The 26784-nt window shown below is 61.5% G+C and carries 19 protein-coding genes, 1 tRNA gene and 1 pseudogene; 9 read left to right on the plus strand and 12 right to left on the minus strand.

The genetic code is table 11. From position 1 onward, the window contains the following. Positions 1-227: 227 nt before the first annotated feature. Positions 228-2480 carry a DNA topoisomerase IV subunit A gene (parC, locus tag NMG70_RS13820; protein ID WP_254025041.1) on the minus strand — a complete coding sequence of 751 codons (2253 nt, stop codon included), beginning with the start codon at positions 2478-2480 and terminating at the stop codon, positions 228-230. 254 nt (positions 2481-2734) lie between these two features. On the opposite strand from parC, the gene NMG70_RS13825 reads away from it, so the two are divergent. Further along, entirely contained in the window at positions 2735-3925 is a 1191-nt protein-coding gene (locus NMG70_RS13825) for an aq_1923 C-terminal domain (RefSeq protein ID WP_254025042.1), read from the plus strand. A 242-nt stretch (positions 3926-4167) separates the two neighbouring features. Here NMG70_RS13825 and aspS read toward each other — a convergent pair whose 3' ends face one another. Beyond that, on the minus strand, positions 4168-5958 hold the full coding sequence (gene aspS, locus NMG70_RS13830) for an aspartate--tRNA ligase (protein WP_254025132.1): 1791 nt from the start codon (positions 5956-5958) through the stop codon (positions 4168-4170). Between the two features lie 219 nt (positions 5959-6177). Here aspS and NMG70_RS13835 point away from each other — a divergent pair, with 219 nt between their 5' ends. From NMG70_RS13835 to rnd, 3 genes are all read left to right on the plus strand, one after another. Beyond that, on the plus strand, positions 6178-6681 hold the full coding sequence (locus tag NMG70_RS13835) for a DUF3280 domain-containing protein (protein ID WP_254025043.1): 504 nt from the start codon (positions 6178-6180) through the stop codon (positions 6679-6681). A 162-nt stretch (positions 6682-6843) separates the two neighbouring features. Continuing rightward, on the plus strand, positions 6844-8088 hold the full coding sequence (locus NMG70_RS13840) for an MFS transporter (protein WP_254025044.1): 1245 nt from the start codon (positions 6844-6846) through the stop codon (positions 8086-8088). 97 nt (positions 8089-8185) lie between these two features. Next, entirely contained in the window at positions 8186-9337 is a 1152-nt protein-coding gene (rnd, locus tag NMG70_RS13845; protein ID WP_254025045.1) for a ribonuclease D, read from the plus strand. Between the two features lie 200 nt (positions 9338-9537). On the opposite strand, the gene NMG70_RS13850 is transcribed toward rnd, so the two are convergent. Both NMG70_RS13850 and guaB read right to left on the minus strand, forming a co-directional pair. Next, positions 9538-10077 carry a hypothetical protein gene (locus NMG70_RS13850; RefSeq protein WP_254025046.1) on the minus strand — a complete coding sequence of 180 codons (540 nt, stop codon included), beginning with the start codon at positions 10075-10077 and terminating at the stop codon, positions 9538-9540. A gap of 25 nt (positions 10078-10102) precedes the next feature. Next, on the minus strand, positions 10103-11605 hold the full coding sequence (gene guaB / locus NMG70_RS13855; protein WP_254025047.1) for an IMP dehydrogenase: 1503 nt from the start codon (positions 11603-11605) through the stop codon (positions 10103-10105). Positions 11606-12125: 520 nt separating this feature from the next. Between guaB and NMG70_RS13860 the strand changes: the two genes are divergently transcribed. Next, positions 12126-13544, plus strand: coding sequence for an MFS transporter (locus NMG70_RS13860; RefSeq protein ID WP_254025048.1), 1419 nt, complete (start codon positions 12126-12128; stop codon positions 13542-13544). 207 nt (positions 13545-13751) lie between these two features. On the opposite strand, the gene NMG70_RS13865 is transcribed toward NMG70_RS13860, so the two are convergent. Continuing rightward, positions 13752-14462, minus strand: a complete 711-nt coding sequence (locus NMG70_RS13865; protein ID WP_254025049.1) for an RlmE family RNA methyltransferase — start codon at positions 14460-14462, stop codon at positions 13752-13754. 58 nt (positions 14463-14520) lie between these two features. Beyond that, complete coding sequence (locus tag NMG70_RS13870; protein ID WP_254025050.1) at positions 14521-15894, minus strand: Ppx/GppA phosphatase family protein; 1374 nt, start codon at positions 15892-15894, stop codon at positions 14521-14523. 485 nt (positions 15895-16379) lie between these two features. On the opposite strand from NMG70_RS13870, the gene NMG70_RS13875 reads away from it, so the two are divergent. Together NMG70_RS13875 and NMG70_RS13880 are read left to right on the plus strand one after the other, a co-directional pair. Further along, complete coding sequence (locus NMG70_RS13875; RefSeq protein ID WP_254025051.1) at positions 16380-17312, plus strand: lysylphosphatidylglycerol synthase domain-containing protein; 933 nt, start codon at positions 16380-16382, stop codon at positions 17310-17312. Between the two features lie 139 nt (positions 17313-17451). Continuing rightward, a tRNA-Gln gene (locus tag NMG70_RS13880) sits at positions 17452-17525 on the plus strand. 905 nt (positions 17526-18430) lie between these two features. On the opposite strand, the gene NMG70_RS13885 is transcribed toward NMG70_RS13880, so the two are convergent. The 3 genes from NMG70_RS13885 to NMG70_RS13895 form a co-directional block, all read right to left on the minus strand. After that, positions 18431-18991, minus strand: coding sequence for a DUF1003 domain-containing protein (locus NMG70_RS13885; protein ID WP_254025052.1), 561 nt, complete (start codon positions 18989-18991; stop codon positions 18431-18433). A 261-nt stretch (positions 18992-19252) separates the two neighbouring features. Beyond that, positions 19253-20179 carry a hypothetical protein gene (locus tag NMG70_RS13890; protein WP_254025053.1) on the minus strand — a complete coding sequence of 309 codons (927 nt, stop codon included), beginning with the start codon at positions 20177-20179 and terminating at the stop codon, positions 19253-19255. A 162-nt stretch (positions 20180-20341) separates the two neighbouring features. Beyond that, positions 20342-20839 (minus strand): YciE/YciF ferroxidase family protein, encoded by a 498-nt coding sequence (locus tag NMG70_RS13895; RefSeq protein ID WP_254025054.1) that lies wholly within the window; start codon positions 20837-20839, stop codon positions 20342-20344. Positions 20840-21540: 701 nt separating this feature from the next. On the opposite strand from NMG70_RS13895, the gene NMG70_RS13900 reads away from it, so the two are divergent. Then, positions 21541-21708 (plus strand): hypothetical protein, encoded by a 168-nt coding sequence (locus tag NMG70_RS13900; RefSeq protein WP_254025055.1) that lies wholly within the window; start codon positions 21541-21543, stop codon positions 21706-21708. 298 nt (positions 21709-22006) lie between these two features. Then, positions 22007-22264: a hypothetical protein gene (locus NMG70_RS13905; RefSeq protein ID WP_254025056.1), complete on the plus strand. Its 258-nt coding sequence runs from the start codon at positions 22007-22009 to the stop codon at positions 22262-22264. A gap of 171 nt (positions 22265-22435) precedes the next feature. Here NMG70_RS13905 and NMG70_RS13910 read toward each other — a convergent pair whose 3' ends face one another. From NMG70_RS13910 to NMG70_RS13920, 3 genes and pseudogenes are all read right to left on the minus strand, one after another. Then, entirely contained in the window at positions 22436-22720 is a 285-nt protein-coding gene (locus tag NMG70_RS13910) for a hypothetical protein (RefSeq protein ID WP_254025057.1), read from the minus strand. Between the two features lie 890 nt (positions 22721-23610). Next, positions 23611-23977 (minus strand): annotated as a pseudogene (locus NMG70_RS13915) (vitamin B12 dependent-methionine synthase activation domain-containing protein); the annotation flags it as partial. Positions 23978-24063: 86 nt separating this feature from the next. Then, on the minus strand, positions 24064-26676 hold the full coding sequence (locus tag NMG70_RS13920; protein WP_254025133.1) for a bifunctional diguanylate cyclase/phosphodiesterase: 2613 nt from the start codon (positions 26674-26676) through the stop codon (positions 24064-24066). Between the last annotated feature and the right edge of the window lie 108 nt (positions 26677-26784).

Here is a 26784-nt window from a genome sequence, read left to right on the forward strand (position 1 = left end):
TGTGTCCGCGCTCTATGTAGCGATGCTTATGCACCATGATAGTGCAGCAATCGTGACGACATTCCAAATGCTGCTAATCTCCCCCCTCGAGGGGGAGATGTCGCCGAAGGCAGAGGGGTCGAAACGTTCAAACGCGACCCCTCTACCATGAACAGAGGAGGCTGGAGCTTCACGCGCGGCGACCCCACTGGCCTGCCGGCCATCTCCCCCCTCGAGGGGGAGATTACCTACCCGAATTTCCCCGTCCTCGGGAACCCCTTCGGCACCATGCGTCCGGCCGAGGCTCGGGCTCCGATCCATTCGACCAGCTCTTCTCGTGATTTGGTGAAGGTGCGGTCGGCCGAATCCTGCCAGGAGAGACCGCTTGCGAACGTGAAGGTCTTGAGGTCGAGGACGCCCCCATCCTTGTATTTCTGCAGGCGTACGCCCTTGCCGCGACCCATCTCAGGGATCTCGGCCAGCGGGAAGACCAGCATCTTGCGGTTCTCACCGACAATGGCGAGATGGTCGCCGGCGACCGGCATGCAGCGCTGGGCCTCATCGGGTGCCTTGACGTTCATCACCTGCTTGCCCTTGCGAGTGTTGGCGACGACTTCCTCTTCCGGCACGATGAAGCCGTTACCGTCGTGCGACACCAGCAGCAGCTTGCGCTTGGGATCATGGACAAAGGCGGTGACGATGTCCTGGTCGTTGTCCATGTCGACGATGATGCGGATCGGTTCGCCATGGCCGCGCCCACCCGGCAGCCGGTCGGCGCCGATCGTGTAGAACTTGCCGCCGGTGGTGAAGACCAGCACCTTGTCGGTGGTCTGGGCTTGGAAGGCGAGCTTGAGGCTGTCGCCCTCCTTGAAGGTCAGCAGCGAATGGTCGGTCAGGTGACCTTTCATCGCCCTGAGCCAGCCCTTTTCCGAAACGACCACGGTGACCGGCTCGCGCTCGATCATGGCATGTGCGATGTCGGTCAGGTCATGTTCGGGCGCGTCGGCGAACTGGGTCCGGCGCTTGCCGAGCTCGGTATCCGGTCCGAATTTCTCCCGGATGCTGGAGACTTCCCACTTGATCGTCGACCACTGCCTGGCGTCGGACGAAAGCAGCGCCTCGATCTGCTTCTTCTCGGTGGTGAGACCGTCGAATTCCTTGCGGATCTCGAATTCCTCGAGCTTGCGCAGGGCGCGCAGCCGCATGTTTAGGATGGCTTCGGCCTGGTTGTCGGTGAGCGACCAGCGTGCCATCATCACTTGCTTGGGCTCGTCCTCCTCGCGGATGATCCTGATCACCTCGTCGATGTTGAGATAGGCGATCAGATAGCCGGCGAGGATCTCCAGCCGCCTTTCGATCTCGCCGAGGCGATGCCTGGAGCGGCGGATCAGCACCTCGCGGCGGTGCTCCAGCCATTCCTTGAGCACGCCTTTCAGCGACAGCACGTTGGGTATCTTGCCGCGCGAGAGGACGTTCATGTTGAGCGGAAAGCGGCTTTCGAGCTCGGTCAGCTTGAACAGCGATTCCATCAGGATGCCGGGATCGACCGAACGGCTCTTCGGCACCAGCACGACACGGACGTCTTCGGCGCTCTCGTCGCGGATGTCCTCGAGCAGCGGCAATTTGCGCGCCATCAGCAGCTCGGCGATCTTTTCGATCAGCCGCGCCTTCTGGACGCCATAGGGGATTTCGGTGACGACGATGCTCCAGGTGCCCCTGCCCTGGTCCTCCTGGCTCCATTTCGCCCTGACGCGGAAACCACCGCGACCGCTCTCGTAGGCTTCGAGGACCGAGGCGCGGCTGTCGACGATGATGCCGCCGGTCGGGAAATCCGGACCTTGGACGAAGTCCATCAACGTCGTTACCGGCGCATCGGGGTGCTCGATCAGATGCAGGGCGGCGTCGCAGAGCTCGGCGGCATTGTGCGGCGGGATCGAGGTCGCCATGCCGACGGCAATGCCGGACGAGCCGTTGGCGAGCAGGTTGGGGAAGGCACCGGGCAGCACGACCGGCTCCTCGTCCTCCTCATTGTAGGTCGGCCGGTAGTCGACCGCATTCTCGGTGATGCCCGACAGCAGCTCGGTCGCCACGTCGGTCATGCGCGCTTCGGTGTAGCGCATGGCGGCGGCGTTATCGCCGTCGATATTGCCGAAATTGCCCTGGCCGTCGACCAGAGGGTAGCGCATCGAAAAATCCTGCGCCAGCCGCACCAGCGCGTCGTAGATCGACTGGTCGCCATGCGGATGAAACTTGCCCATCACCTCGCCGACGATGCGGGCGCATTTGGCGAAGCCCTGGTCGGGGTTGAGCCTGAGCAACCGCATGGCATGCATGATGCGGCGATGGACCGGCTTCAGCCCGTCGCGCACATCCGGCAGCGCCCGGTGCATGATTGTCGACAGCGCATAGGCGAGATAGCGCTCTTCCAGCGCTTTCTTCAGATCGACCGGCTCGATGTTGTCGCCACCGCCATCGCCAGGCGGCAAAAGCCTTTTTCCCATGGGCTGGGACTAGCCGAGCGGGTGATTCGCGGCAAGAGGCGCTTGAATGGGGCAGCCTCTTGCGCAACACGAACTGGACGCCGACCAACATCAACCGGTTACATCACGGCTCTATGGCAATGGATCAAATTTGCCTTTCGCCGTGGTTTTGGACCATTGTGCGGGCGAACGCCTTTTTCCCGTCCAGTTCGTCACGGAAGGGTGACGGCGCAACGAATTGAAAACAATCTTCAGCACAATCTCAGGGAACCGCGATGACGATCAGACGCCCGACACTCAACAAACTCGCTTTTTCGACCTTGCTGCTGACGCTGCCGCTGAACGCGGCCTTCGCGCAGGATGCGGCGGTCGCCGACCGGCTGAAGGCGGCTCTCGCCGCCCAGGGCGTCGACATCTCCTGGACCGGGGTGACGGGCGATGCCTCCAGCATGGTGCTACAAGGTGTGGCCCTCAAACCGGCGGCCGAAAAGGAAGCGCTCAAGATCGGCGACATCAAACTCGAAGGCGTGACCGAAGCCAATGGCGGTTATGAAATCGAAACCGTCTCGACTTCGGCATTCCAGCACAGCGAAAACGGCGTCACGCTCGACCTCAGCCCGTTTATCATCCACGACATGACCGTTCCCGCCGACGGCGCCACAGGCCCGCTGGGTTCAATGATGATGTATGAATCGGCCGAGCTCGACAACATGACGGTCAAGGTCGCCGACAAGACAGCCTTCTCGATGGACGGGCTCGCCATCGAAATCACCCCGCCGGCCGACGGCAAGGCGATGGCGTTTTCCGGCACCACGGAAAAGTTCAATGCCGACCTGACGCTGGTCGAGGACCCGAAGTCCAAGGAGGTGATCAACGCGCTCGGTTACCAGAACATCACCGGAAACCTTACGATGGAGGGCACCTGGCAGCCTGCGGACGGCAAGATGGAGCTGTCGAAATACGACATCGCCGTCGACAATGCCGGAACGCTCGGCATGACCTTCGGTTTCGGCGGCTACACGCTTGACGTTATCAAGTCACTGCAGGAGATGCAGAAGAAGATGGCGGCGCAGCCCGAAGGCGCCGACAATTCGGCGCAAGGCATGGCCATGCTTGGCGTCTTGCAGCAGCTTTCGTTCAACAGCGCTTCGATCCGCTTCGACGATGATTCGCTGACCAACAAGGTGCTGGACTATGTCGGCAAGCAGCAAGGCATGTCCGGCAAGGACGTCGCCAACCAGGCCAAGGCGGTCGTGCCTTTCGGCATGGCGCAGCTCAACAATCCGGAATTGACGGCGCAGGTGTCGGCTGCAGTCGGCAAGTTTCTTGACGATCCGCAGAGCATCGAGATCCTGGCCAAGCCGCCCGCAGCGGTGCCGTTCGCGCTGATCATGGCAGGCGCCATGTCCAATCCGGTGGACCTGACGAAGACCCTGGGCGTGACGGTCAAGGCGAACGAAGACTGATTGGAGCGGGGCCTGGGAGCGTCAGCGCCGCCCCTCAACCGCCTGCCGGCACCTTCTCCCTGCATAGTGACGGGGAGAAGGGAGATGGCCGCGGCGTTGGTGCTCATCTTGCAGCGCCGGCAGATGGCGAAATCATTTGCGACAGTGTCTTTCTCCCCGTCACTATAACGGGGAGAAATGCCCGGCAGGGCAATGAGGGGCAGCGCAAACCGATAGCGTTTAAAGTCGGTTGCGGGAGGCTTTTAATCCTCTTTCTTGGTCACGGCGACGCGCAGCGACAATTCGCGAAGCTGCTGCGGGCTGGCTTCCGACGGCGCGCTCATCAACAGATCATAGGCCTGCTGGTTCATCGGGAACATCGTCACTTCACGCAGGTTCCTGGCGCCGACCAGCAGCATGACGACGCGGTCGATGCCGGCCGCCATGCCGCCATGCGGCGGTGCGCCATACTGGAAAGCGCGGTAGAGGCCACCGAAGCGCTCCTCGACCGTCTCGCGATTGAGCCCGACAGTCTCGAATGCCTTGACCATGGTTTCCGGCAGATGGTTGCGGATACCCCCGCTAGCGATCTCGAAACCATTGCAGACCATGTCATACTGGAACGCCTTGATGCCGAGCAGATCCTCGCCGTTGAGCGCATCGATGCCGCCCTGCGGCATCGAGAACGGGTTATGGGCGAAATCGATCTTTTTCTCGTCCTCGTTCCATTCGAAGAAGGGAAAGTCGACGATCCAGCACAGTTCGAAACGGTCGCGATCGACAAGGTTCAGCTCCTCGCCGGCGCGGGTGCGCGCCGCGCCCGCGAACGAGACGAACTTTTTCGGGTCGCCGGCGACGAAGAAGGCGGCGTCGCCATCGGCAAGACCGAGTTGGAGGCGGACTGCATCGGTGCGCTCCTCGCCGATGTTCTTGGCGAGCGGACCGGCGCCTTCGAGCTTTTCGCCTTCCTTGCGCCAGAAGATGTAGCCGAGGCCCGGCTGGCCCTCGCCTTGCGCCCAGGAATTCATGCGGTCGCAAAAAGCCCGTGAGCCGCCGGTCCTGGCCGGAATGGCCCAGACCTCGGCCGTCGGGTCGTTGGCAAGGATGTTGGCGAACACCTTGAAGCCGGACTCGCGGAAATGATCGGAGACCGCCTGCATCTCGATCGGGTTGCGCAGGTCGGGCTTGTCGGTGCCGTATTTGCGCATGGCGACATCATAGGCGATGCGCGGAAACTCCTGCGTCACCGGCTTTCCGGCGGCAAAGGTCTCGAACACCGCGCGCATCACCGGCTCCATGGTCGCTAGGATATCGTCCTGCTCGACGAAGCTCATCTCCACGTCGAGCTGGTAGAATTCGCCCGGCAGGCGGTCGGCGCGCGGGTCCTCGTCGCGGAAGCAAGGCGCGATCTGGAAGTAACGGTCGAAGCCCGACACCATGATCAATTGCTTGTATATCTGCGGCGCCTGCGGCAGCGCGTAGAAGGTGCCGGGATGGATACGTGACGGCACCAGGAAATCGCGCGCCCCTTCGGGCGACGAAGCGGTCAGGATCGGCGTCGAGAATTCGGTGAAGCCGACCTCGCCCATGCGCTTGCGCATCTCGGCGATGATCTTCGTGCGCGCCACGATGTTCTTGTGCAGCGTGTCGCGGCGCAGATCGAGGAAGCGGTATTTGAGGCGGATGTCCTCGGGATAGTCCGGTTCGCCGAACACCGGCAGCGGCAGTTCCTTGGCCGCCGACAGGACTTCAATCTCGCGCGCGAAAACCTCGATTTCGCCGGTCGGCAAATTGGCGTTCGCGGTCTCGGCCAGACGAGCCTTGACCTCGCCGTCGACGCGGATGACCCATTCGCCGCGCACCGTCTCGGCAATCTTGAAAGCCGGCGAATCCGGGTCGGCGACGATCTGGGTCAGGCCATAATGGTCGCGCAAATCGATGAACAGCAGGCCGCCATGATCGCGCACGCGATGCACCCAGCCCGACAGGCGAACGGAAGAGCCGACGTCGCTCTTCCTCAACTGGGCACAGGTATGGCTGCGGTAGCGATGCATTGTCATTGGTAAGTCCCGGCCCGAAAATTTGCGCGAAAAGCACATGAGCGGCCGGTTTTGTCAAGGCAGGCGGCGCCCGGGCAGCATCTTGATTCTGCATTCGTCCGAGGCTGTGTGAAAACTCCACACCACAGTCAAAGTGTGGAATTTCCTCTTCTTGACCGTGATTAGGGTGGTCGAGCCGTGTACAATGGCCGTCACATTGACGGGAGGACTACCGTGCGCATCCGCACATTGACTGTCCTGATGACGCTGCTTGTTGGCACCTGCACATTTGCACACGCTCAGACAAAGCCGATGTCAATCGAGGTGTTTCCTTTCGAATTGGAAGACAAGAGCGCTGGCGCAGGAATAATTCCGCCGGATGAACATGACAGGCGCTATCTGTCCGAGTCGGCACAAATGGCGAAGGACATGCTCTCCCAGTCAGGGCGTTTTACAGTGGTTGATGTGCCAGCCGGGGATGAGCAGGCGGTTGCGCCGCACGGATTGCGCAATTGCGGGGGCTGTGAAAGCAAAATCGCCAAAGAGCACGGTGCGTCTCTTGCCTTGCTGGGCGTCGTGACGCGCGTCAACCGAACAGAGCATACGATGTTCATTCGCATCCTCGACGCTGAAACCGGCAACCCTGTTTCGCAGGGCTTTACCGATCTTCGCATGGGTGCGAACTACGCGTGGCCCCGCTCCGTGAAATGGCTGATGACAAACAGAATTCTTCGGTAGGGCGGCAAGCCACCCGAGTGCGCCATCGGGAGCGCGAAGGATCCCCCAGCTAAAATCAAACTGAGACGTTGATAGCCGGCGCTGGCCTGCTAACCGCCGGGAATTGCCGCTGGCATTGGCGCGGGCGATGGTTCAAGAAGGATCAACGACAGGCCTTCCTTCATGTCCTCCATGCGCCCGCTGATCCCGCTCCTTATTGCCGCCGGCATCCTGCTCGGCGGCAACGGCCTGCAGAGCACCTTGATCGCATTGCGCGGCGCGCAGGAGGGATTTTCGGCCTCGACCATCGGCCTGATGGGGACGTTCTATTTCGCCGGCTTCCTGCTCGGCTGCCTCGCAGTCACCCACATCATGAAGGCCGTCGGCCATGTCCGCGCCTTTTCCGCGCTGGCGGCGATCGCTTCGGCCGGGACATTGCTTCTGGTGCTGGTCCTCGACCCGGTCATGTGGTGCGCGTTGCGCCTCGCCGGCGGATTCTGCTTCGCCGGCCTGTTCACCATCATGGAGGCCTGGCTCAATTCCGGGGCCGCCAACAAGGACCGCGCGCGGGTGCTGGCCATCTACCGGATGGTCGACATCGGTTCGGTCACGGGCGCACAGTTCCTGATCCCGATCGTCGGCGCCGGCGGTTTCGCCATCTTCGCCGTCATGTCGATCATGATCACGCTCTCGCTGGTGCCGGTGTCGCTCGGCGATCGCTCCAACCCGACCCCGCCCGAAGACGTCAAGCTCGACCTGGCCCGGGTCTGGCGGATCTCGCCACTCGGTTGCTTCGGCTGCATTGCCGTCGGCGTCACCAACAGCGCTTTTCGCACCTTGTCGCCGGTCTATGCCGAACAGATCGGCATGTCGGTCACCGACGTCGTCACCTTCGTCAGCGTCGGCATCTTCGGCGGCGCCATCATCCAGTATCCGCTCGGCTATCTGTCCGACCGCTGGGACCGGCGTTCGGTGCTGCTGATAACGACGTGCTGCGCGCTGCTGGCGTCGCTGGCGCTGGTGTTCTGGGCGCGCAGTGACCCGTCCCTCAACTTCGTGATCGTCTTCATCTTCGGCAGCTTCGCCATGCCGCTCTATTCACTGTCGGCGGCGCACTCCAACGACCGCGCCGACAAGGGCGAGTTCGTGCTGATCAACGCGGCGCTGATGCTGTTCTATTCCTTCGGCGCCATTGGCGGGCCGTTCGCCGCCTCGACGGCGATGCAGTATTTTGGGCCAAGCGCGCTGTTCGTGTTCACCGCCACCGTCTACGCCATCTTCGTCGTCGTCATCCTGTACCGGATGCAGGTCCGATCCGGCGTGCCAGCCGGCCATCGCAGCCGTTTCATCGGCCTTTTGCGCACATCGACGGTGTTCGCCCGGCTGGCCAAGCGCAACGATGATTCCGACGGACCTGCCAAGCAATGATGACGCGCCTGCTATGTCTTGAAACCCGACAGCGGCTTGACGAAAGCCCGCGCGGCTGAAATTGAAAGAGACCTTACATGTTGCCAAAAGCGATTTGATGCACGTCATCACTACCCAAAAAGAACTCGAGACCGCTCTCGCCGCTCTCGAAAAGTCGGATTTTGTCACCGTCGACACCGAATTCATTCGCGAGACGACCTTTTGGCCGATCCTTTGCCTGATCCAGATGGCGGCGCCCGGGGTGACGGCGCTGATCGATCCTCTGTCACCCGATATCGACCTGAAGCCGTTCTTCAGGCTGATGGCCAACGAGGCGGTCGTGAAAGTCTTCCATGCGGCGCGCCAGGACATTGAAATCATCGTTCATCTCGGCGATCTGGTCCCGCATCCGGTGTTCGACACCCAGGTGGCGGCCATGGTTTGCGGGTTCGGCGACAGCGTCTCCTATGACCAGCTCGTCCAGAAGGTCACCGGCGCTCGGCTCGACAAGTCCTCACGTTTCACCGACTGGCGCCACCGACCGCTTTCCGAAAAACAGCTCGACTACGCGCTTGCCGACGTCACCCATCTGATCGAGGTCTACCAGCACCTCAGCGCCGAGCTGGTGCGGGAAAACCGCGCCCACTGGCTGAACGAGGAGATGGACGTACTGACCGCCCGCGAAACCTATGATCCGCATCCGGAGGACGCCTGGAAGCGGCTGAAGATGCGGCTGCGCAAGCCGCAGGAGCTGGCGATCGTGCAAGCGGTGGCGGCATGGCGCGAGCGTGAGGCGCGCGAACGCGACGTGCCGCGCGGCCGGGTGCTCAAGGACGACGCCATCTACGAGGTGGCGCAGCAGGCGCCGCGCGATGCGGCAGCACTCGGCAAGCTGCGCACCACGCCGAAAGGCTGGGAACGGTCGGCGACGGCAACGGCGCTGCTTGGCGCGGTCAACAGCGCGCTTGCCTTGCCCAGGGAAGAGATGCCGAAGCTGCCGAAGAGTTTTCAGCCGCCCGAAGGCTCCAACGCCGCCGCCGAACTGCTGAAAGTGCTGTTACGGATCGTTGCCGAAAAGGAGGGCGTCGCTTCGAAAGTGCTGGCCTCAAGCGACGACATCGACCGCATCGCCGCCGAGGGCGAGGACGCCGACGTGCCGGCCTTGCAAGGCTGGCGACGCGCCGTGTTCGGCGAGGCGGCGCTAAAACTGGTGCGCGGCGAGCTCGCCATCAAGTTCGACAAGCGCAAGATCGCGCTGTTCGACGTGTAGCGTCTGCGACATCCTTCTCCCCTTGTGGGAGAAGGTGGATCGGCGCGTTAGCGCCGAGCCAGATGAGGGGTGCTGGAGGAAATAACGTCAAAAATGTCGAATAACTTCAATTCGATACCTCGAAAGTCGCGATCCTTCCAACACCCCTCATCCGACCGAGCTTCGCTCGGCCACCTTCTCCCGCAAGGGGAGAAGGGGAGTCAGCGCTGTCTCTGAGCGGCTAGGTGGAAAACTGCGATGACGATCACTGGTATCGCCAGAAGCGCGAATTTGGCGACGATCAGCGCCGAGGCGAAGGACAGCGAGTCCGGATTGGCCGACAGGAAATCGGAGAGCATGCGGGCCACGGCGACGTTCTGCGCATAATCGGCAAGCGTGTAGGGCAGCACCAGGACGAGCGCGACCAGCGACTGAAGCTGGGCGGAAAGAGCCCGGAAGCGCTTCAGCCGTCGCCCCGTGGCAAGGATCAGGCTGACCAATGTCAGCGACAGCAGCGCCGGGAACAGCAGGTCGAAGGTCAGATAATGCCAGACCAGGATGATCTCGCTGCCGCGACGGCCGAGTGCCGTCAGCCAAGCCATGCCCTCGTCCGGGGCGAACCCGGCAAAGCGCAAATCGAGCGACGGCAGGCCGCCGCTCAGCTGGCGGAAATAGAGGAACTCCATCGCCGTCATGGCGACGAAAACCGCCGCGCAGACAAAACAGAGCGCGGCAGCGTGGCGCGACAGCCGCAGCATCATTGCCGTCAGGCTTCGTGCGAGCTGGCTAGGCTCCGCCGGGGTAATTCGGGCTTTCGCGGGTGATCGTGACGTCATGGGCGTGGCTTTCACGAAGTCCGGCGTTGGATATGCGTACGAAGGTGGCGCGGTCGCGGAAATCGGCCAGGTCGCGCCCGCCGACATAGCCCATAGCGGCTTTCAGGCCGCCGGCGAGCTGGTGCAGCACGCCGGACACGGGTCCTTTGTAAGGCACCTGCCCTTCGATGCCTTCCGGCACCAGTTTCAGCGTGTCGCGAACCTCAGCCTGGAAATAGCGGTCGGCGGAGCCACGCGCCATGGCGCCGACCGAGCCCATGCCGCGATAGGCTTTGAACGAGCGGCCCTGGTGCAGATAGACTTCGCCCGGGCTCTCGTCGGTGCCGGCCAGCAGCGAGCCGATCATCGCGGCACTGGCGCCGGCGGCGAGCGCCTTGGCGAGATCGCCGGAATATTTGATGCCGCCGTCGGCAATGACCGAGACGCCCGACTTCTGCGCCGTCTCGACCGCCGACATGATCGCCGAAAGCTGCGGCGTGCCGACGCCGGCGACGATGCGGGTGGTGCAGATGGAACCCGGCCCGATGCCGACCTTGACGGCGTCGGCGCCAGCATCGATCAGCGCCAGCGTGCCGTCTGACGTGGCGACGTTGCCGGCCAGTATGCGAACCGAATTGGACAGTTTCTTGGCCCGCGTCACCGCGTCGAGCACGCGTTGCGAGTGACCGTGCGCGGTGTCGATCACCAGCAGGTCGACGCCGGCATCGATGAGCCGCTCGGCGCGCTCAAAACCGTCATCGCCGACGCTGGTGGCGGCCGCAGCGCGCAAGCGCCCCTGCACGTCCTTGGTGGCGTGCGGATTGAGCTGCGACTTCTCGATGTCCTTGACGGTGATCAGCCCGACGCAATTGCCGCCGCTATCGACCACGACCAGCTTCTCGATGCGGTGCTGGTGCAGGAGCCGCTTGGCCTCGTCCTGATCGACGTTCTCCTTGACCGTGATCAGGTTCTCACGGGTCATCAGTTCGTAGACCTTCTGGCCCGGGTCGGAAGCGAAGCGCACGTCGCGGTTGGTCAGGATGCCGACCAGCCGTCCGACCTTATGCCCGCCGGCGCCGCCATTCTCGACCACTGGAATGCCCGAGATGCTGTAGGTGCGCATCAGTCCCAAGGCGTCGGCGAGCGTCGCATCGGGGCCGATGGTGACGGGATTGACCACCATGCCGGATTCGAATTTCTTGACTTGCCGCACCTGCTCGGCCTGTTCGGCCGGCGAGAAATTGCGGTGGATGACGCCGATGCCGCCGGCCTGGGCCATGGCGATGGCAAGACGCGCCTCGGTGACGGTATCCATGGCGGCGGACAGGATCGGCACGTTGAGGTCGATGTCGCCGGCAATGCGGGTGCGGATATCGGTTTCGCCGGGCATGACCTCCGAATGACCCGGCTGCAGCAGCACATCGTCAAAGGTCAGCGCCAATGCGCCCGTGGACGTTTCGATAATCTTTGCCATGGCCAGCCCTCGGAATGCATGAAAAGCGCTGGACCGGATGGACAGCGCCGACTCGTCTTCTTCCCTTTCAGGATTGGCGCTGGCTCGTAACACGTCCTGTCGCCGTTGAAAAGCCGATTGCTTGTGCACGACAGGGCGACCCTGGCAGCGGAAGAGGCTCAGGCTCGGGCTCGGGGCAATCGCTTCAGGTTGGCGCCGCGCCGAGGTCGAGAATTGGCAGGGCGCCAACTCTGCTGAAGTGAATAGCACATCTGACTTGCTTTGTGACGGCAATTATGCTAGGAATTTATTCATGGCGCTGATTTGCGCCAGCGACCCGCTGCCGAGGCGGGTTTTTTATTTAGGCGCCATTCTTCGCCGGCTCCGAACTGGCACGCTGCCAAGGTCGCACAAATGTGACAGCAAGTTAAGGCGACATCCAACGCAGCCCGTGGTAACCGCCCTGCCTGTCGGGTGCCCCTCTGCCCCCGAGGGACCGGCAGGCAATCGACGGCGCAACATTCAAGCCCGGACGCGCTCTATGAACCGCACCATTCCGCTTATCCTGGCGGTCGCTCTTTTCATGGAAAACATGGATTCGACCGTTATCGCGACGTCGCTGCCGGCGATCGCCATCGACCTCCAGACCAGCCCGGTCGCGCTCAAGCTGGCGCTGACCGCCTATCTGGTGTCGCTGGCGGTGTTCATCCCGATCAGCGGCTGGATGGCCGACCGCTTTGGCGCCAAGAACGTGTTTCGTGCGGCGATTGCCGTGTTCATCGTCGGTTCGGTCGCTTGCGCGGTGTCCAATTCGCTGCCGGCTTTCGTGATGTCGCGCTTCCTGCAAGGCATTGGCGGCGCCATGATGACGCCGGTGGGACGGCTTGTGCTGGTGCGCGCCACGCCGAAAAGCGAGCTTGTCGCCGCCATGTCCTGGCTGAGCATCCCGGCGCTGGTCGGGCCGCTCGTCGGTCCGCCGGTCGGCGGCTTCATCACCACCTATTTCACCTGGCACTGGATCTTCCTGATCAATGTGCCGATTGGGCTGATCGGCATCTGGCTCGCTACGCGATTCCTGCCGGAGACCGAATCGGCACAGATGCCGCCGCTCGACTTCATCGGCTTCGTGCTGAGCGGGCTGGCGGCATCGGGCATCGTGCTCGGCCTGTCGGTGGTCAGCCTGCCAGCCTTGCCGCCGATTGCCGGCTTTCTCACCGTGGCTGTCGGACTGGTTTCAGCCGCGCTTTACCTCCTGCATGCGCGCCGCGCCAAAAACCCGCTGCTGGCGCTCGAGCTGTTTCGCAACCAGGTGTTCCGCGCCTCGGTCCTCGGCGGCGGGCTGTTTCGCATCGGCATTGGCGCCGTGCCCTTCCTTTTGCCGCTGATGTTCCAGATCGGCTTCGGGCTGACGCCGTTCCAGTCGGGAATGATCACCTTCGTGGCGGCGGTCGGCGCCATCGGCATGAAATTCGTCACCGCGCTGATCTTCAGGGTCGCCGGCTTCCGCCGCGTGCTGATCTTCGGCTCGCTGATCGCGGCGGCGTCGATCGCCATCAACGGCTTGTTCACGCCCGACACGCCGTATCTGCTGGTCCTCGCCGCCCTGCTCGTCGGCGGCTTCATCCGCTCGATGTTCTTCACCGGCATCAACGCGCTTGCCTATGCCGAGATTTCGACCGCCGACACCAGCAAGGCAACGCCGATCGCCGCGGTATTCCAGCAACTGTCGATCGCGCTCGGCGTCGCGCTGGCCGGCGGCATCGTGGAAGTATCGACGACAATCCATGGCGGGCCGCTGACGCTGAGCGACTTCCACATCGCATTCTTTATCGTCGCGGCGGTGTCGGCGGCCGCATCGCTGTCATTCATACGGCTGGCGCCGGACGCCGGGAACGCCGTGTCAGGATATGGCGGGCTGACGGCGCCCAAGACGCTGGAGGCGGGTCCACCGGCGAGTTGAGGAGTAGCGCCCTCCAGCGCTGGCGAGACAGCGCCCCCCTCTGTCCTGCCGGCCATCTCCCCCTCAAGGAGGGAAAACGGCAGCTTCGCCGCTCCACGCACTCCTGCACGGTTGAAGGTTGCGAAGGCCGATGACGTCCGATCTCCCCCCTTGAGGGGAGATGTCCGGCAGGACAGAGGGGGGCGCGAAGGAACGCTACAGGGCGGTTTACCCTGCGCCGCTTCCGCCTTTAAAATCCTTCGCCAGCAGATAAAGCTCCACCGACTCATCGCGCGAGGCCGGCGGTTTGACGTGGTGGACCGAGCGGAAATTCTGCTTGAGCCTGGCGAGCAATTCGTTCTCGGCGCCGCCCTGGAAAGTCTTGGCGAGGAAATGGCCGCCCGGCTTCAGCACCGACAGGGCGAAATCGGCCGCCACCTCGCACAGATACATGGTGCGGATGTGATCGGTCCGGCGATGGCCGGTGGTGGGTGCGGCCATATCGGACAAAACGATGTCCGGTTGGCCACCGAGCGTTTCGGCGAGCTTTTCCGGCGCCTGCGGGTCGAGAAAATCCATCAACAGCACCGGCGCGCCGGGCACCGCGTCCATCTCCAGATAGTCGATGCCGACAACATGCGGGTGTTCGGCCGTCGATTTCGTGCGCGCGGCGGCGACCTGGCACCAGCCGCCGGGTGCCGCGCCAAGGTCGATGACTTTCATGCCAGGCTTGAGCAGATGGTGCTTGTCGTCGATCTCGATCAGCTTGTAGGCGGCGCGCGAGCGGTAGCCGTCGGCCTTGGAGCGCTGGACATAGGGATCGTTGATATGGCGCTGCAGCCAGCGGCGCGACGATTCCTTCAGGCCGCTCTTCTTCTTGATCCGCGTCTTCAGCACGCGAATGCCGGCAGAGCCTGGTTTTTCCGGTTTCTTGGTCATTGCCTGACTTCTTGTTTGAGCATGATCTCCAGCGAAAACCGGTTGCCGCTTTTCGGGATCATGCTCTGCCACGCCCATTGTTGCGCCAGACGCCGTCGTCGGCCATCAGTTCGCTCAATATGCCCTCGCGCAGGCCGCGGTCGGCGACGCGCAGCCGCTCCGACGGCCACACCGCGCGGATCGCTTCCAGGATGGCGCAGCCGGCCAGCACCAGATCGGCACGATCGGCGCCGATGCAAGGATTGGCGACGCGCTGCTGGAAATCCCAGCCGACCAGTTTTTCGACCATGCGGTCGACGCTGTCGCGGTCCATCCACAGCCCGTCGACGCGGCGGCGGTCGTAGCGCTCCAGGTCGAGGTGGACGCCGGCCAGCGTTGTCACCGTGCCCGAAGTGCCGAGCAGATGGAATTTCGGGCTGGCGAGCACATGGCTCAGCCGGTCGCGCCCATCAAAGGCGTGCAGGCGCACGGCGACATCCTCGACCATGGCGGCAAAGATCTCGCGGGTGACAGCGCGGCCGCCGAAGCGCTCGGCCAGCGAGACGACGCCGACCGGCAGCGACGTCCACGAGACGATATGGTTGGCGAGCCTCGGCGAGCGGTGGCCGGTGAGATCGATCAGCGCGATTTCCGAGGAGCCGCCGCCGATGTCGAACAGGACGACGCCTTGCGTGTCGCGATCGACCAGCGAGCCGCAGCCCGACACCGCCAGCCGCGCCTCGGTCTGGCGGTCGATGATCTCGAGTTTCAACCCCGCCTCGCGCTCGACGCGGTCGAGGAACTCGGCGCCGTTCGCGGCCGTGCGGCAGGCTTCGGTGGCGATCAGCCGGGCTTTCCTGATCTTGCGGCTGCGCAATTTGTCACCACAGATCTTCAGTGCCTCGACCGCACGGTCCATCGCCGGCTGCCCGAGCCGGCCATTGGCGGTGAGGCCCTCGCCCAGCCTGACGATGCGCGAGAAAGCGTCGATGACGCGGAACTGGCCGTGCCGCGTCGGCACCGCCACCAGCAGCCGGCAATTGTTGGTGCCGAGATCGAGTGCGGCAAACACCGGCAGTTCCTGCATCGGCGGGCGGCGAATAACCTGCTCCGGCCTGCTTGGCGCAACCGACGGCAAAGCCGCGACGATGGCCTCGGGCGCGAGGCGGGCTGGAGCACTGCCGGCGGGCGCCGACAGTCCGGCCGCAGCGAGGCGAGCGTCATCGCGCGCAAAAACCTTGCGGCCGCGCCGGCGTTTGCGTCGCTTCCTGGTCTTGGCCTTCTGGCCATTCTGATGCTGGGACGCGTCGCCTGCCTGTCCGTGACCGGACCAAGGCTGCACCGGGCGGACATTGTGCCGGCCGGCGGGTGGGCTTGCCTGGCCCGAAGGCGGCGGCGAAGCCTCGGACACGCCCACTTCCGGCGCGCCGGCGCCGGTGTCGTGGTCTTCCACTTCAATTCCTTCCGGCGCCGCGCGAACCGGAGACCGGACGCAGCAGACGCTTTCACATGTTCAAAGTTGCCACCAGACTAGCAGCGCCGGGCCGGATCACCAAGACATGAAATGCGTTCGCGGGAGGGGCGCTGAGGTGGCGACCCCTTCCCCCTTGTGGGAGAAGGTGGCCGAGCGAAGCTCGGTCGGATGAGGGGTGCTGGACGGATCGCGGCGTTGAAGACGTAATCACTTCAAATTATTAGTTTTTTTCACGCCGAGTTTCTTCCAACACCCCTCTTCCGTCTCGGCGCTGCGCGCCGATCCACCTTCTCCCACAAGGGGAGAAGGGAAGGCGCCAGCGCAGCAGCGCGCCTTGCCGGTTGAATAGCCGGCTTCGATAAGGCATTTCTGAAATGGCGGGGATGAAACATTCGAAATCGCGGGCAGTTTTTCCTGACGCGAACCGAAAGGGCAACGGGGCTGCAACGCATGATCGTCACGCCATGAACTGGAGGCGTTATTTCTGGCCGGTCGTCGGCGTTGCGGCGGTCGTCTTCTCGCTATGGCTGCTGCTGCACGAGCTGCGCGGCATTTCGCTCGACGACGTCTGGGACGGCATCGTCGCCATCCCTGCCCGCGGCTGGGTGCTCGCCGCGTTGAGCTCGGTCATCGCCTATGCGTCGCTGGCCGGCTACGACCACATCGCGCTCCTGCATATCGGCAAGAAAGTGTCTTGGCTGTTCGTCACCCTGTGCTCCTTCACCACCTACGCGCTGTCGCACAATATCGGCGGCTCGGTATTTTCAGGCGCGGTGATCCGCTACCGCGCTTACGGAACCAAGGGGCTGACCGGACAGGACGTCGGCATTCTGGTGGCGATCTGCTGGATCACCTTCGTGCTGTCTACGGTGTTGGTTTCAGGCATCGTGCTGGTGCTCGCGCCGGAGATCGTCGACCGCTTTTCCGGCGCGCCGCATCATCAGCTTTCGCAGGCGGCGGGGCTCGCGATGCTGCTCGTGGTGGCGGCCTATATCTTCGGCAGCTGGCTGCATCTCAGGCCGCTGAAGATCGGCAGTTTTCAGGTCCATTATCCGGCACTGCCGATCGTCGCGCGGCAATTGCTGATCGGCCCGGTCGAATTGCTGGCAGCGGCAGCGATCATCTTCTTTGCCCTGCCGGTATCAGGCAATCCCGGGTACTTCGTCGTGCTCGGCGTCTTCCTGGTATCGTTCTCGGTCGCCCAGATCTCGCACGCGCCGGGCGGGCTCGGCGTGTTCGAGGTCGTCTTCCTGGCCGGCCTGTCGCATATGGACCCGGTCGGCGTGCTGGCAGCACTGCTGGTGTTCCGGCTGTTCTACCTGATCATCCCGCTGGTGATGGCGCTCGGCGTCGTGCTGTATTTCGAGCACTCGCAGCTCGGGCGAAGCGGGAATTGAGATGCAGCACTTAGAAATACGCCTGATGAAACGTGGCGATTGAAAGGCTCGGCAGGCTTGACTATTTTTCGGCGGCGGCTACAAGGCACGCGCGGCGACATTGTCGCCCTGCCGCGTGGTTTTCAACAGCCGCGCCTGCTGGGGAATAGGTTAACGGTAGACCCACGGACTCTGACTCCGTTAGTCCTGGTTCGAATCCAGGTTCCCCAGCCAAGAACTTCATGAATGAAAACAATCGGTTACGCAGCACCATCGCGACCGGTCCGTGTTGCATGGGTTTTCACGTCCTGCAGCGCTCAACTCCTTGCTTTCCGGGCCTGTCTCGGTCCGTCCGTTGTTGTCATTGCAACATGACTGCAACACGGATCAGCCCATTTGTTCCCGCCATGTTCGCAGCGAAGAAAGCCCGCCACCGTGAGGCAGCGGGCCACGTCGCTCAGATGCGGAATGATTCAGTTCGCCTTCTCGCGAATCGCCTGGAAAATAATAGGAACGGAACTGGGGCCCAGCTCGGGCGAGAGGCGGAACTAGTGCCCGCCGCTGGTGGCGTCTTCGGTCTTGAATACCAGGATCATATCCCCGTTTGCCGGATCGAAGCATCCCAGGCATCGCGACACGGATGTGGAGGGAACGTCACATGCAGCAACCGAACAACCGCCGCACATCGTGCCGATGCGGAGGCGTGCATGAGCGTGGTCCTACCGATGCCGCGCGAGCGGGTCCATGGGTGCGTTTGCTTCGGCCAACCTAGCCAGCGCTTGTTCAACTTTTTGAGCCGAGGTGTCAGTGCGCTTGATGTGCCGGATCATTTGCTGCCTCAGCAGCGCGAGCCTTTCGGCGCGATAAACATCGCCGTATCTCGCAGTTTCAAGGTGGAGGGTTGCGAGCCTCATGGGCGACTATTCCAATTATTCAGCACTCCGAAGTAGGAGACCTCCATCCATGAGCCTAGAGGGAAAACTGGATACATCAGTGACCTTCGTGACCACCTATGAAGACATGAAGCTCCTGTAGGGCGGCATTGCCGACAGTAGCAATCTAAAATTCCGACTGTCGTTTTGATTTCGAAGTTCGACCCAAGCCCCAAATCAAAATCAACCTAACTTCGAATCACGACACTAGCGCTGGTCCAGCTTCTTCGCAGTCGCCCGCTGCTTCGATTCGATCTCGTCCAGCACTGCTTCTGGCGCGATGTCCCTCTTAATCTCGCCGACTTCTATATCGCTTAAGGCTGGTTTTACATTCAACCGATCCGCTATCGAATCGACAAGTTCAGTAAGCTTTGTGAGTTCGTGCTCCGTCAGCAGGCTCACCTGAAGGTCCAGATCCGCCCGTTTGTCTGCGGCAGCTGACATCCGGTTTTGACTGATCAGTACAAAGGTCGAGAGAAATATCGCCTCGACGGAAGCTACCATAGCCAATATCACGAATGTCGGATCAAATGGCGGAGTGATCGGTATCCAGCCCAAGTTCGAGACGATCCAGCCGCCATACACGGCCAAGTGAAGGTACACGAAACGCATACTGCCCGTAAAAGAAGTAATCGCCTCAGCGATTTTCTCTTCCAAAGTTGCCTCGCTTGCTTCCTTCGCCCGGCGCTCCTCAATCGCTTGGATATTGCGTTTCAGTGCTTGGCTGAGTTCAGTCGGAGGTGGCGGAGGCAACGTTGGAGAATCCATGGTACACCCGTTGGATAGTTATCGGTCCTGCCACTCTGGGCAACGTACAATCACGGGTATTCGACTTTGTTCCCGACTGGAGCCATCTAATCATTGGCTCTCCTCATTTACCCAGGCGATTTCGGGGTCTTAGACGCTTGGCGGCGCCAGAGCCTTCCAGCTGAGGAAGGGCGGGCGATCCGGCCGCTGATCGTCTTTCGCGAGAGCGCGGCGGGAGATGGAGTCCGGCCGACCCTCTGGGTCGGCCGGGAGTAGACGTCTTCAGCTTCGACTGGCTGTGAGATAGAGCGCGTCTTCTTCGTCGTCGCGCTGCTTGCCGCCTAACGCTGCCGCTGCGCTGGCGATGAACGCACCGATGATGAGAGAAAGCGCGCCAACCAGCGCGAAAGTGGCGCCGGCTTTTCTAGCTGTGTCGGCTGCTTCCTGTGCTTGGACTTTGGCCGCCTCGACCTGAGCAAGCACCGCATCAACCCGGGCAGTAGCATCCGCTTGCGACAGGCCAGTGCGAGCGGCCACGAGTTGTCCCAGATAAGTCTTGTCGTCGGCCGAGACTTCGCCGGCCACCGCACTCGTAATGAGGATGCGGGAGGCTTGTGCGGCTGCTGTCGCATCGCCCTCCGCGCCCGGCGCCGCCAGCCTGGAAGGATCGGTCGGGCGGAACAGCGCATCCACGAAATACGAAGTCGCGTCGCTGCCTCCGTCGTTCCCGGCGTTTGCGGTCGCCCCTGCCGAGGCACCCATTGCTGCTCCAGAGGCCACTGTCGAGGCCGCCTTGACGCCGGTGCCGATTGCCGCGGACAGCGCCGAACCGAGCACGAACGCGACCAGAAGCGTCGCCAGCGCCCAGGCCATGAATCCGTGCGCCGTATCCCGGAAGAACGTCTCGTCCGTATGAATGCCGACCCATTTGGTGCGAAGGCGCCCGGTCAGGTAACCCCCGAGCCCGGATGACAACCATTGCACGATGACCAGCCAGATTGCAGTGGACACAGCGAAGGTGGTGACGCTGGCGCTTTCGTTGGACCATGGAGACACCATCGTGAGCCCGAGGCCGGACCCGAGAAGCATCAGGATGAACGTCAAGGTCGAGGCAGCGAAGGCGCCGGCGATGATCGGTCCCCAGTTGACTGCGGATAACGAGGACTCGACCGGCGCAGCGACGTCCGTCGCCAGGATGGTTGATGCCATGGATTCCTCCTACCGCATGAACAGCGCGAGAAGGATGATGATCGGAATAGGAACTCCGAGCAGCCAGAGTAGAATGCCACGACCCATGATTGTCTCCTATCGAAAGACGGATGTTGCAAGTAAAACAGCCACCCCAACACAGTTGAGGTGGCTGGTGTGTGATCAGGCGGCCTTGGCCATTTCGTTGGCCGAGGCGTCCGCCAATCCGGTGAGCGCCTCGTCTGTCATAGACTCTTCGCCGAGCGTCTGTTCGAGCAGCTTGGCGGCGTCGCTCATGCCCAAGACCTCGGCCCAGCGCTTCAGCGTGCCATAGCGGGTGATCTCGTAGTGCTCGACAGCCTGGGCAGCGGAGATCAGACCGGCGTCCAGTGCGGGAGTTCCCTCGAACTCCTCCATAATCTCCTCGCCCTCCTCGATGATGCCGTCGATCGCGGGACACGTCTTGCCCTGTGCCCGCTTGCCAAGGAGCTCGAAAACCTGCTGCAGGCGCTCGACATGACCGTCGGTTTCGTCCCTGTGCTTCTCGAAGGCTGCCTTCAGATCGGCCGATGAGGCGGCGCGCGCCATCTTGGGAAGCGCCTTCAGGATCTTCTTTTCCGCGTAATAGATATCTTTGAGCGTATCAAGGAAGAGATCATCCAATGTCTTTTCTTTCGCCATGGCGAATTTCCTTTTGGTTCCAGCGTTTTTTTGTTGTCGTTCACGGGGTTGTGAAACGCATGCTCAACAAGCGCGCAACGCCGGAAAGGTTCCCTTGAGACGTCTCGCTGCACGTCACTCTGACTTCGTGGGGTCAACCCCTGGTTCAATTCACTTCCCGCTCCGCCAGGCATTTCGCTATCGAGGGATCGCATCATGCTCTGATACTTGGCGTCTCTATCTGTCGAGCTTCTTGAGAATATTTTTGTCGGCGCAGCCATGAACGAGCGCGCCTGACCTTGGGGATGCTGCTCGCCAAAGTCGCCGGCGGCGAGACCAGCCCTTCCACCTAAAAGAATTCTCTGCGAGAACGATGCCTCCCGCCAACTGGCCTCCGATCCGGTTGCTCCTGGCGGCCAACAATGCCCACGGCGAAATAGACGTCCGGTCGTTTTTCGAATTGGCGCGCCGGGGAAGACCAAGGAACAACGTCCAGCGGTGATGTCTGCGGGTCAACCGCGCGGTGGGCGCTCGCCGTCGCTTTCGCACAGTTAGTTGTGAATGTCGGTTGCAGCGACCGCTGCGTGCCCGAATGCGACCGCGAGCTGGTTGAAAGACACAGGAGGCGAATGAGGGCTTCGCTTTGGATAGTGAGGGCGCATCGCCTGGCTTGATCCGGCGACGCGAGTCCGACGGCGAGGGATATCTATGAGGAAGCCTGGATGATCAGACCGCCAAGACGACAGGGCGAATACGCGGATCGGGAGATCGATTGCCAAGAGGCCTCGATTTTTTACTATGTGGTGATCGCCTTAGTCCTCGAATTGATCGCTGGACATTACCTCAAGAAAATAGGTGCTGAATTGAAAGCACACCGCAAGGGCATATAGCGCGTCGTCCTGCGGCGGGTCTGCGGGCCCGTGCCGATGGAGTCGTGCTCACCTCGCGTCCCGGCTGTCCTCGGCGCTGCCTTGCTGCGCTGATTCTGGGCGCGACCTTTATGTAGAAGACCCGCCGCTATATTTGCGAAGCGACGGGCCTCCACCCCATGCCCCATACTTGACCATGCAATTGCGGTGCCAGACGTATTGAACCATTGCGAGGCACCTTATCGCTTTTACACAGCGGAATTACCGCCGAGCCGGAACGCTTGCTTGTCTCGTGGGTTGAGATGCAGGAGATGCAGGCGTGGCCAAGAAGCTGTCCATCGCCGGAATATTGCGACTTACCTCTGACCAACTGAAGAGGATCCGGAAACGCGTCGCCAATGGCGGTCACGTGGACCAGATGCAGGAGGTCGATGCCCTGGTGGGCCTCGCTAAAGAAATGGCCGACCGGCAACTAGCCGGGTTAGAAAGCCCGGCAGATGAAAACGATGGCTCTGTGCAAGACGGTGACGATGCAAAGGACTGGCGTGGCGCCGGCCACCCCCCCGCGAGCGACTGACAGTCGCTCACAAAATCATCCCCGAAATCGTTCGGTGAACCACGCTTTTTGCCACCCACCACCTTTCATCGGCTTATGGGTCATCAGGCGCTTCGGCAAGTGCTCGGTGTGCACTTCAAGCAGGGGCTCGTTAATTCCTTTAGGCGATGGCGGGGTGCAGACGAAGGATTGTCATTGAAGTGCCCCGCCAGGAAAGCCGATGGAATCTGCGTTATCCGATCCTCGTTCAACGGCATGTGCGATTTGTTTCAGCATCGCATGAGCCGCGCCTGCCGACATGACGAGGCGGCACACAATCACGTGTTCGAACTTTCCACGCTCGTAGATCGCTCGCTGCCGGCTGTAAAATATGCACCGGAAATTCCCGTCTCCCAAATTTTCCATGTCGGCCATCCCTGAAATGAAGACATCGGGGATGATGGCCGTTTCGACTAAGTCCATAATGGGATCGGTCATGATGCGTCTCCCCAATTGCCCCAATTGCCGGGTTCCAATACCCGGCGTTGCTGACACCTGCAATTTGCAGGCTAAGGGAGCAACTGTCGTTTGATCAACTTGGAGATTGGGGGTAGCCGGCACCTGCAATGGGAGAAGGATCTCGCATGCCGCATCCGCCTTACTATATTAGCAGTAGCGCATGAAGGGGATTAGAGTGCCACCCCAGCCGGCGCCGCTCCCAATCCCCTCACGCCGGTTAGGCCCGGCGGCCCGCTGGTCACCCCGATAGGCTGTCGGGCCGTCCTATCAAAAGCACGGTGTTGACCAACGTGAGACGAGATCGAACCAACAACCCCGGCAACCGGCATCAAGGGCAGGCGCCACGGGCTGCCGGCCAACGACCAAGCAGGGCATTTCCAGTTCTGCCCCGTCTGTGGCCAGACATCATGCGTGACCTCGGCCAGGCGCTCCACAATGCAGATTCTGACCATGAGCCGCTGCCGACAGAACAATAGGTTCCCTCACAGTGTTCGTTCGAATGATGCTATTCCGTTGCCTTGAGCGCAAGTTTTTGGGCAGGCCACCACAGCGCCTCCTCTTACGCTCGCTGGTGGTCAAGGCCCAGCGGCCTCCAGCTGCCAGTCCCCCTCGCAACCAAGCCGCTGGGCCGTCTCCGGTAGAGGCAACGCGCAAGGCGATGCTGGCGCCGTTTGCGAGGGAGTCGCCAAATCGCTGACGGATTCCGCAGAAAAGGCACTGAAACAAGCCGTAGGCCGTCTTGGCGAAGCCCTGACCAATTCGGAACGGGTTCGCAGCGGCGTTTGAGGAGGTCGACCGACGATCCTCCGGCGCCCTTGACGATTCATGGGGCTCCTCGCCCCATCAGTTACGCACCGTAATTTCCCGCCTCACGCGGCTGCGTCAAGCCCTTGCGCCGGCACATAGTTGAGTATCGGGCCTAGCCAGCGCTCGACCTTGGCGAGCGGCATGCTCTTGCGCCTCGCCTAGTCCTCGACCTGGTCGCGTTCGACCTCGGGCACGCCGAAAAAATAGCTTTCGGGATCCGACAGGTAGATGCCGGAGACGGAGGAGCCGGCCAGATGTCAAAGCTATCAGTCAGGCTGACGCCCGCGTTGCGCTCGCCGTCGAGCAGGCGGAAAAACGTCGCTTTCTCGGCGTGATCGGGCTGCGCCGGATAGCCGGCGCCGGGTGGATGCCGAGATAGGGTTCGCCGATCAGCTCGTCCGGTGCCGGGTCCTCATCGGGTGCATAGGCCCCCAGAACTCCTGTGCAGTGATCGGCCCAATCTCCAATCCCAAGACTGAAGCGTAGCGCTACTCTGTAGGTGGGCGTATGCGCACTTATACTCTACCCAACCGGAGCGGTTCATCCAAAATCCGTTCAGTGCGCAGATGCCGAGATCGAACGAAGGCCTTTAGTCCGTCGCAATCCAACGCATGCCCGAAGGCATAACCCTGCAATATGTCGCAGCCCAAGCTCTTGAGTGTCTGTGCGTGCTCCATCGTCTCGACACCCTCCGCTACGACCTCGATACCCAGGGATTTGCCGATTTCGATGATCGACGAGACGACCTGCCTTCGTTGCGGCGATTTGACAATTGGAATGACCAGTTGGCGATCTATCTTCAACCGGCGAGGCTGCAGCTTGAGCAAGCTGACTATAGAGGCATAGCCCGTTCCAAAATCGTCTATTTCTACGTCAATGCCGAGCGCTTTTATCTGCTCAAGATTCCAGGTAACAAAGTCATCATTCTCGTCAAGAAAAATTGACTCAACGAGCTCGAATGAAACTGTCCCCTTCTTGATATTCAGCTTCCTGAGGCTCTTTATGAGTTCCTCATCCTGAAGGCGGCGTGCCGAAACATTTACCGACACCCGCGGAATGTGAAGATTCGCAGCAGACCACCCTTCGAGATCCAAAAGCGATTGCTCTAATATGTTTCGATCGATGATCGAGACGACATTCAATTCTTCCGCAATCCTTAGGAAGACGTCGGGCGCCAAAATACCCTTCTCCGGATGCCGCCATCGCGCCAGCGCCTCAACCCCAACAATTTCAAGCGTTTTTGCGTCAAATTGCGGCTGGTAGAAGGGAATGAACTCGTTGCGCTCAAGACCGCCGAGAATTTCGTCAGCAATCCGTTTTGTGTCGACGATCTCGCTCTGCATTGCCTCGGTGAAGAATTCGTATCGATTGCGCCCACGCCTCTTTGCTCGGTAAAGCGCGATGTCAGCGTTGACCAGCAGGTGTTTGGCTTCGATATCTTTTCCGTTATCGACTGCAATGCCCACGCTGACGCCAAAACGGCATCGATGGCCCTGATAGTAGACCGGTTCCCGCATCTGGCAGATGACCCGGTCAGCGAGCAGCGCCAGTTGCTTGATATCGTCATGCACCACGCACAGGACGATGAATTCATCTCCTCCGATCCGAGCGACGAAACCCTCACCATCGACCTTGGATCGGAGGACAGTCGAGGCGTGAACAAGCATTGCGTCGCCTGCGGCGTGACCAAGCGTATCGTTGATGTGCTTGAATCGATCCAGATCAATGTGAAGCAGTGCCGCATACCCGCCGGTCCGCCTGGCGTTTGCCGCGTAATCTTCCAGCACCTGGTCAAGGTAACGCCGGTTGGGCAAACCGGTCAACGAATCGTGGAGCGCAATGTGCTCTATGCGCGCCTTAGCCGACTCGAGTTCTGCATTTTTCGACTCGGAAAGCTGTTTTGCGCGAACCAGGTCCTTGTTCAGCAGGACATCGGCTGTCACATCCCATTCGGCGCCAATCATTTTTGGGGTGTCGTTTGCGACCCGGTAAATTATCGCCTTGGATCGGACATGGCGAATCTCGCCATCCGGCCGAATAATCCGGTACTCCGACAAATATGGCCCGCCGCCGGCCGTCGCGCGATCGAAATCGGCGTTGGCGCCAGCCAAATCATCCGGGTGGATTGCTCCCGCCCAGTCCAGGTAGCCGCGGCACTCCCCAGCTGGTTTGCCGTATATTTCATTGACGCGGTCGTCCCATTTAAGTTCGTTGGTCGCGAGATCGTGTTCCCAAACGCCAATAGCCGACGCTTCCAGAGCGAGTTCCAGGCGTCTCGACAATCGACTCAATTCCGCATAGTTGCGCTGTCTCTCGCCAATCAGACGACCCGTGACCAGGAATGGGATCACAACCAAAGCCCCGGCCACCGCCATGATGGCGCGCAAGAACCACGCGTTGTCGGGCGTCGAAGGCCAGCCGTTTTTGGGAATGGCTGCGATCCGCCACGAACCGGACGGGAGCAGAACGTCGGCTGTCACCGGATTGCTTTTGGCGACGCGCTCATTGCCGAAGAATTGCTCTCCACCTGGACCGAGAGCGTCCTTACCGATCAGCGCTATGTCAATCCCGAGATCATCGTCAAGCAGGCCGCTCGCCTTATAAAGGCGCTGAACGTCGACAACGGCCGAAATGATGCCCCAGAACCTTTCGGTGTTGCCCGCGCTGCGTACAAAGACCGGAATACGACCGACGAAGCCCTGCCCGCCCTGCCTCAAGTCGACGGGACCGGCAAGAATTAGCTCGCGCTCGTCTCGCGCCCTTAGCGCGGCCACACGCTGCCGCTCGTCCTTGCGGTAATCGAGGCCTATCGCCTTCTCGTTGCCCTCCATCGGGTACATCAGGGAAATGACCAGATCGGGCGCGCCGGCAATATTCTTCAATTGCGAGCCCCTGCCAAACAGGTTGCGCGCCAGCGAGGCGAAGCGTTGCTGTCCCATATAGGGCTCAGTCACGACCGTCGCGACCAGTCCCCGCACCAGTTGAAGGTTTCCATTGATGTTACCTTCAAGCTTGGCGCGGATAAGATTGACCTTTGCCAGGACATCCGCTCGGGCGGCTTGATCCGAGACGACTTTGTTCTGGTGGTCCGCGAACGCTGCGCCAACGGCAATAACTATCACCGCCATTGCCGCCGGGATATTTGCCGACGAGAAAACGGCCTTCTTAATACCGCCGAACCTAGCGCGGAAAAGAGCCAATAGGCGATTCCTCAAATGCTATTCAGGTTCTGGGCC

It is taken from the genome of Mesorhizobium ventifaucium, assembly GCF_935822925.1.
GTDB classification, from domain to species: Bacteria; Pseudomonadota; Alphaproteobacteria; order Rhizobiales; family Rhizobiaceae; genus Mesorhizobium; species Mesorhizobium ventifaucium.

What these genes read in the sequence shown, in the direction of transcription:
- parC (WP_254025041.1), bottom strand. Translation starts at nt 2,480, where the DNA reads ATGGGAAAAAGGCTTTTGCCGCCTGGCGATGGCGGTGGCGACAACATC.
- NMG70_RS13825 (WP_254025042.1), top strand. Translation starts at nt 2,735, where the DNA reads ATGACGATCAGACGCCCGACACTCAACAAACTCGCTTTTTCGACCTTG.
- aspS (WP_254025132.1), bottom strand. Translation starts at nt 5,958, where the DNA reads ATGCATCGCTACCGCAGCCATACCTGTGCCCAGTTGAGGAAGAGCGAC.
- NMG70_RS13840 (WP_254025044.1), top strand. Translation starts at nt 6,844, where the DNA reads ATGTCCTCCATGCGCCCGCTGATCCCGCTCCTTATTGCCGCCGGCATC.
- rnd (WP_254025045.1), top strand. Translation starts at nt 8,186, where the DNA reads ATGCACGTCATCACTACCCAAAAAGAACTCGAGACCGCTCTCGCCGCT.
- NMG70_RS13850 (WP_254025046.1), bottom strand. Translation starts at nt 10,077, where the DNA reads ATGATGCTGCGGCTGTCGCGCCACGCTGCCGCGCTCTGTTTTGTCTGC.
- guaB (WP_254025047.1), bottom strand. Translation starts at nt 11,605, where the DNA reads ATGGCAAAGATTATCGAAACGTCCACGGGCGCATTGGCGCTGACCTTT.
- NMG70_RS13860 (WP_254025048.1), top strand. Translation starts at nt 12,126, where the DNA reads ATGAACCGCACCATTCCGCTTATCCTGGCGGTCGCTCTTTTCATGGAA.
- NMG70_RS13865 (WP_254025049.1), bottom strand. Translation starts at nt 14,462, where the DNA reads ATGACCAAGAAACCGGAAAAACCAGGCTCTGCCGGCATTCGCGTGCTG.
- NMG70_RS13875 (WP_254025051.1), top strand. Translation starts at nt 16,380, where the DNA reads ATGAACTGGAGGCGTTATTTCTGGCCGGTCGTCGGCGTTGCGGCGGTC.
- NMG70_RS13885 (WP_254025052.1), bottom strand. Translation starts at nt 18,991, where the DNA reads ATGGATTCTCCAACGTTGCCTCCGCCACCTCCGACTGAACTCAGCCAA.
- NMG70_RS13890 (WP_254025053.1), bottom strand. Translation starts at nt 20,179, where the DNA reads ATGGCATCAACCATCCTGGCGACGGACGTCGCTGCGCCGGTCGAGTCC.
- NMG70_RS13895 (WP_254025054.1), bottom strand. Translation starts at nt 20,839, where the DNA reads ATGGCGAAAGAAAAGACATTGGATGATCTCTTCCTTGATACGCTCAAA.
- NMG70_RS13900 (WP_254025055.1), top strand. Translation starts at nt 21,541, where the DNA reads ATGATCAGACCGCCAAGACGACAGGGCGAATACGCGGATCGGGAGATC.
- NMG70_RS13910 (WP_254025057.1), bottom strand. Translation starts at nt 22,720, where the DNA reads ATGACCGATCCCATTATGGACTTAGTCGAAACGGCCATCATCCCCGAT.
- NMG70_RS13920 (WP_254025133.1), bottom strand. Translation starts at nt 26,676, where the DNA reads ATGGCGGTGATAGTTATTGCCGTTGGCGCAGCGTTCGCGGACCACCAG.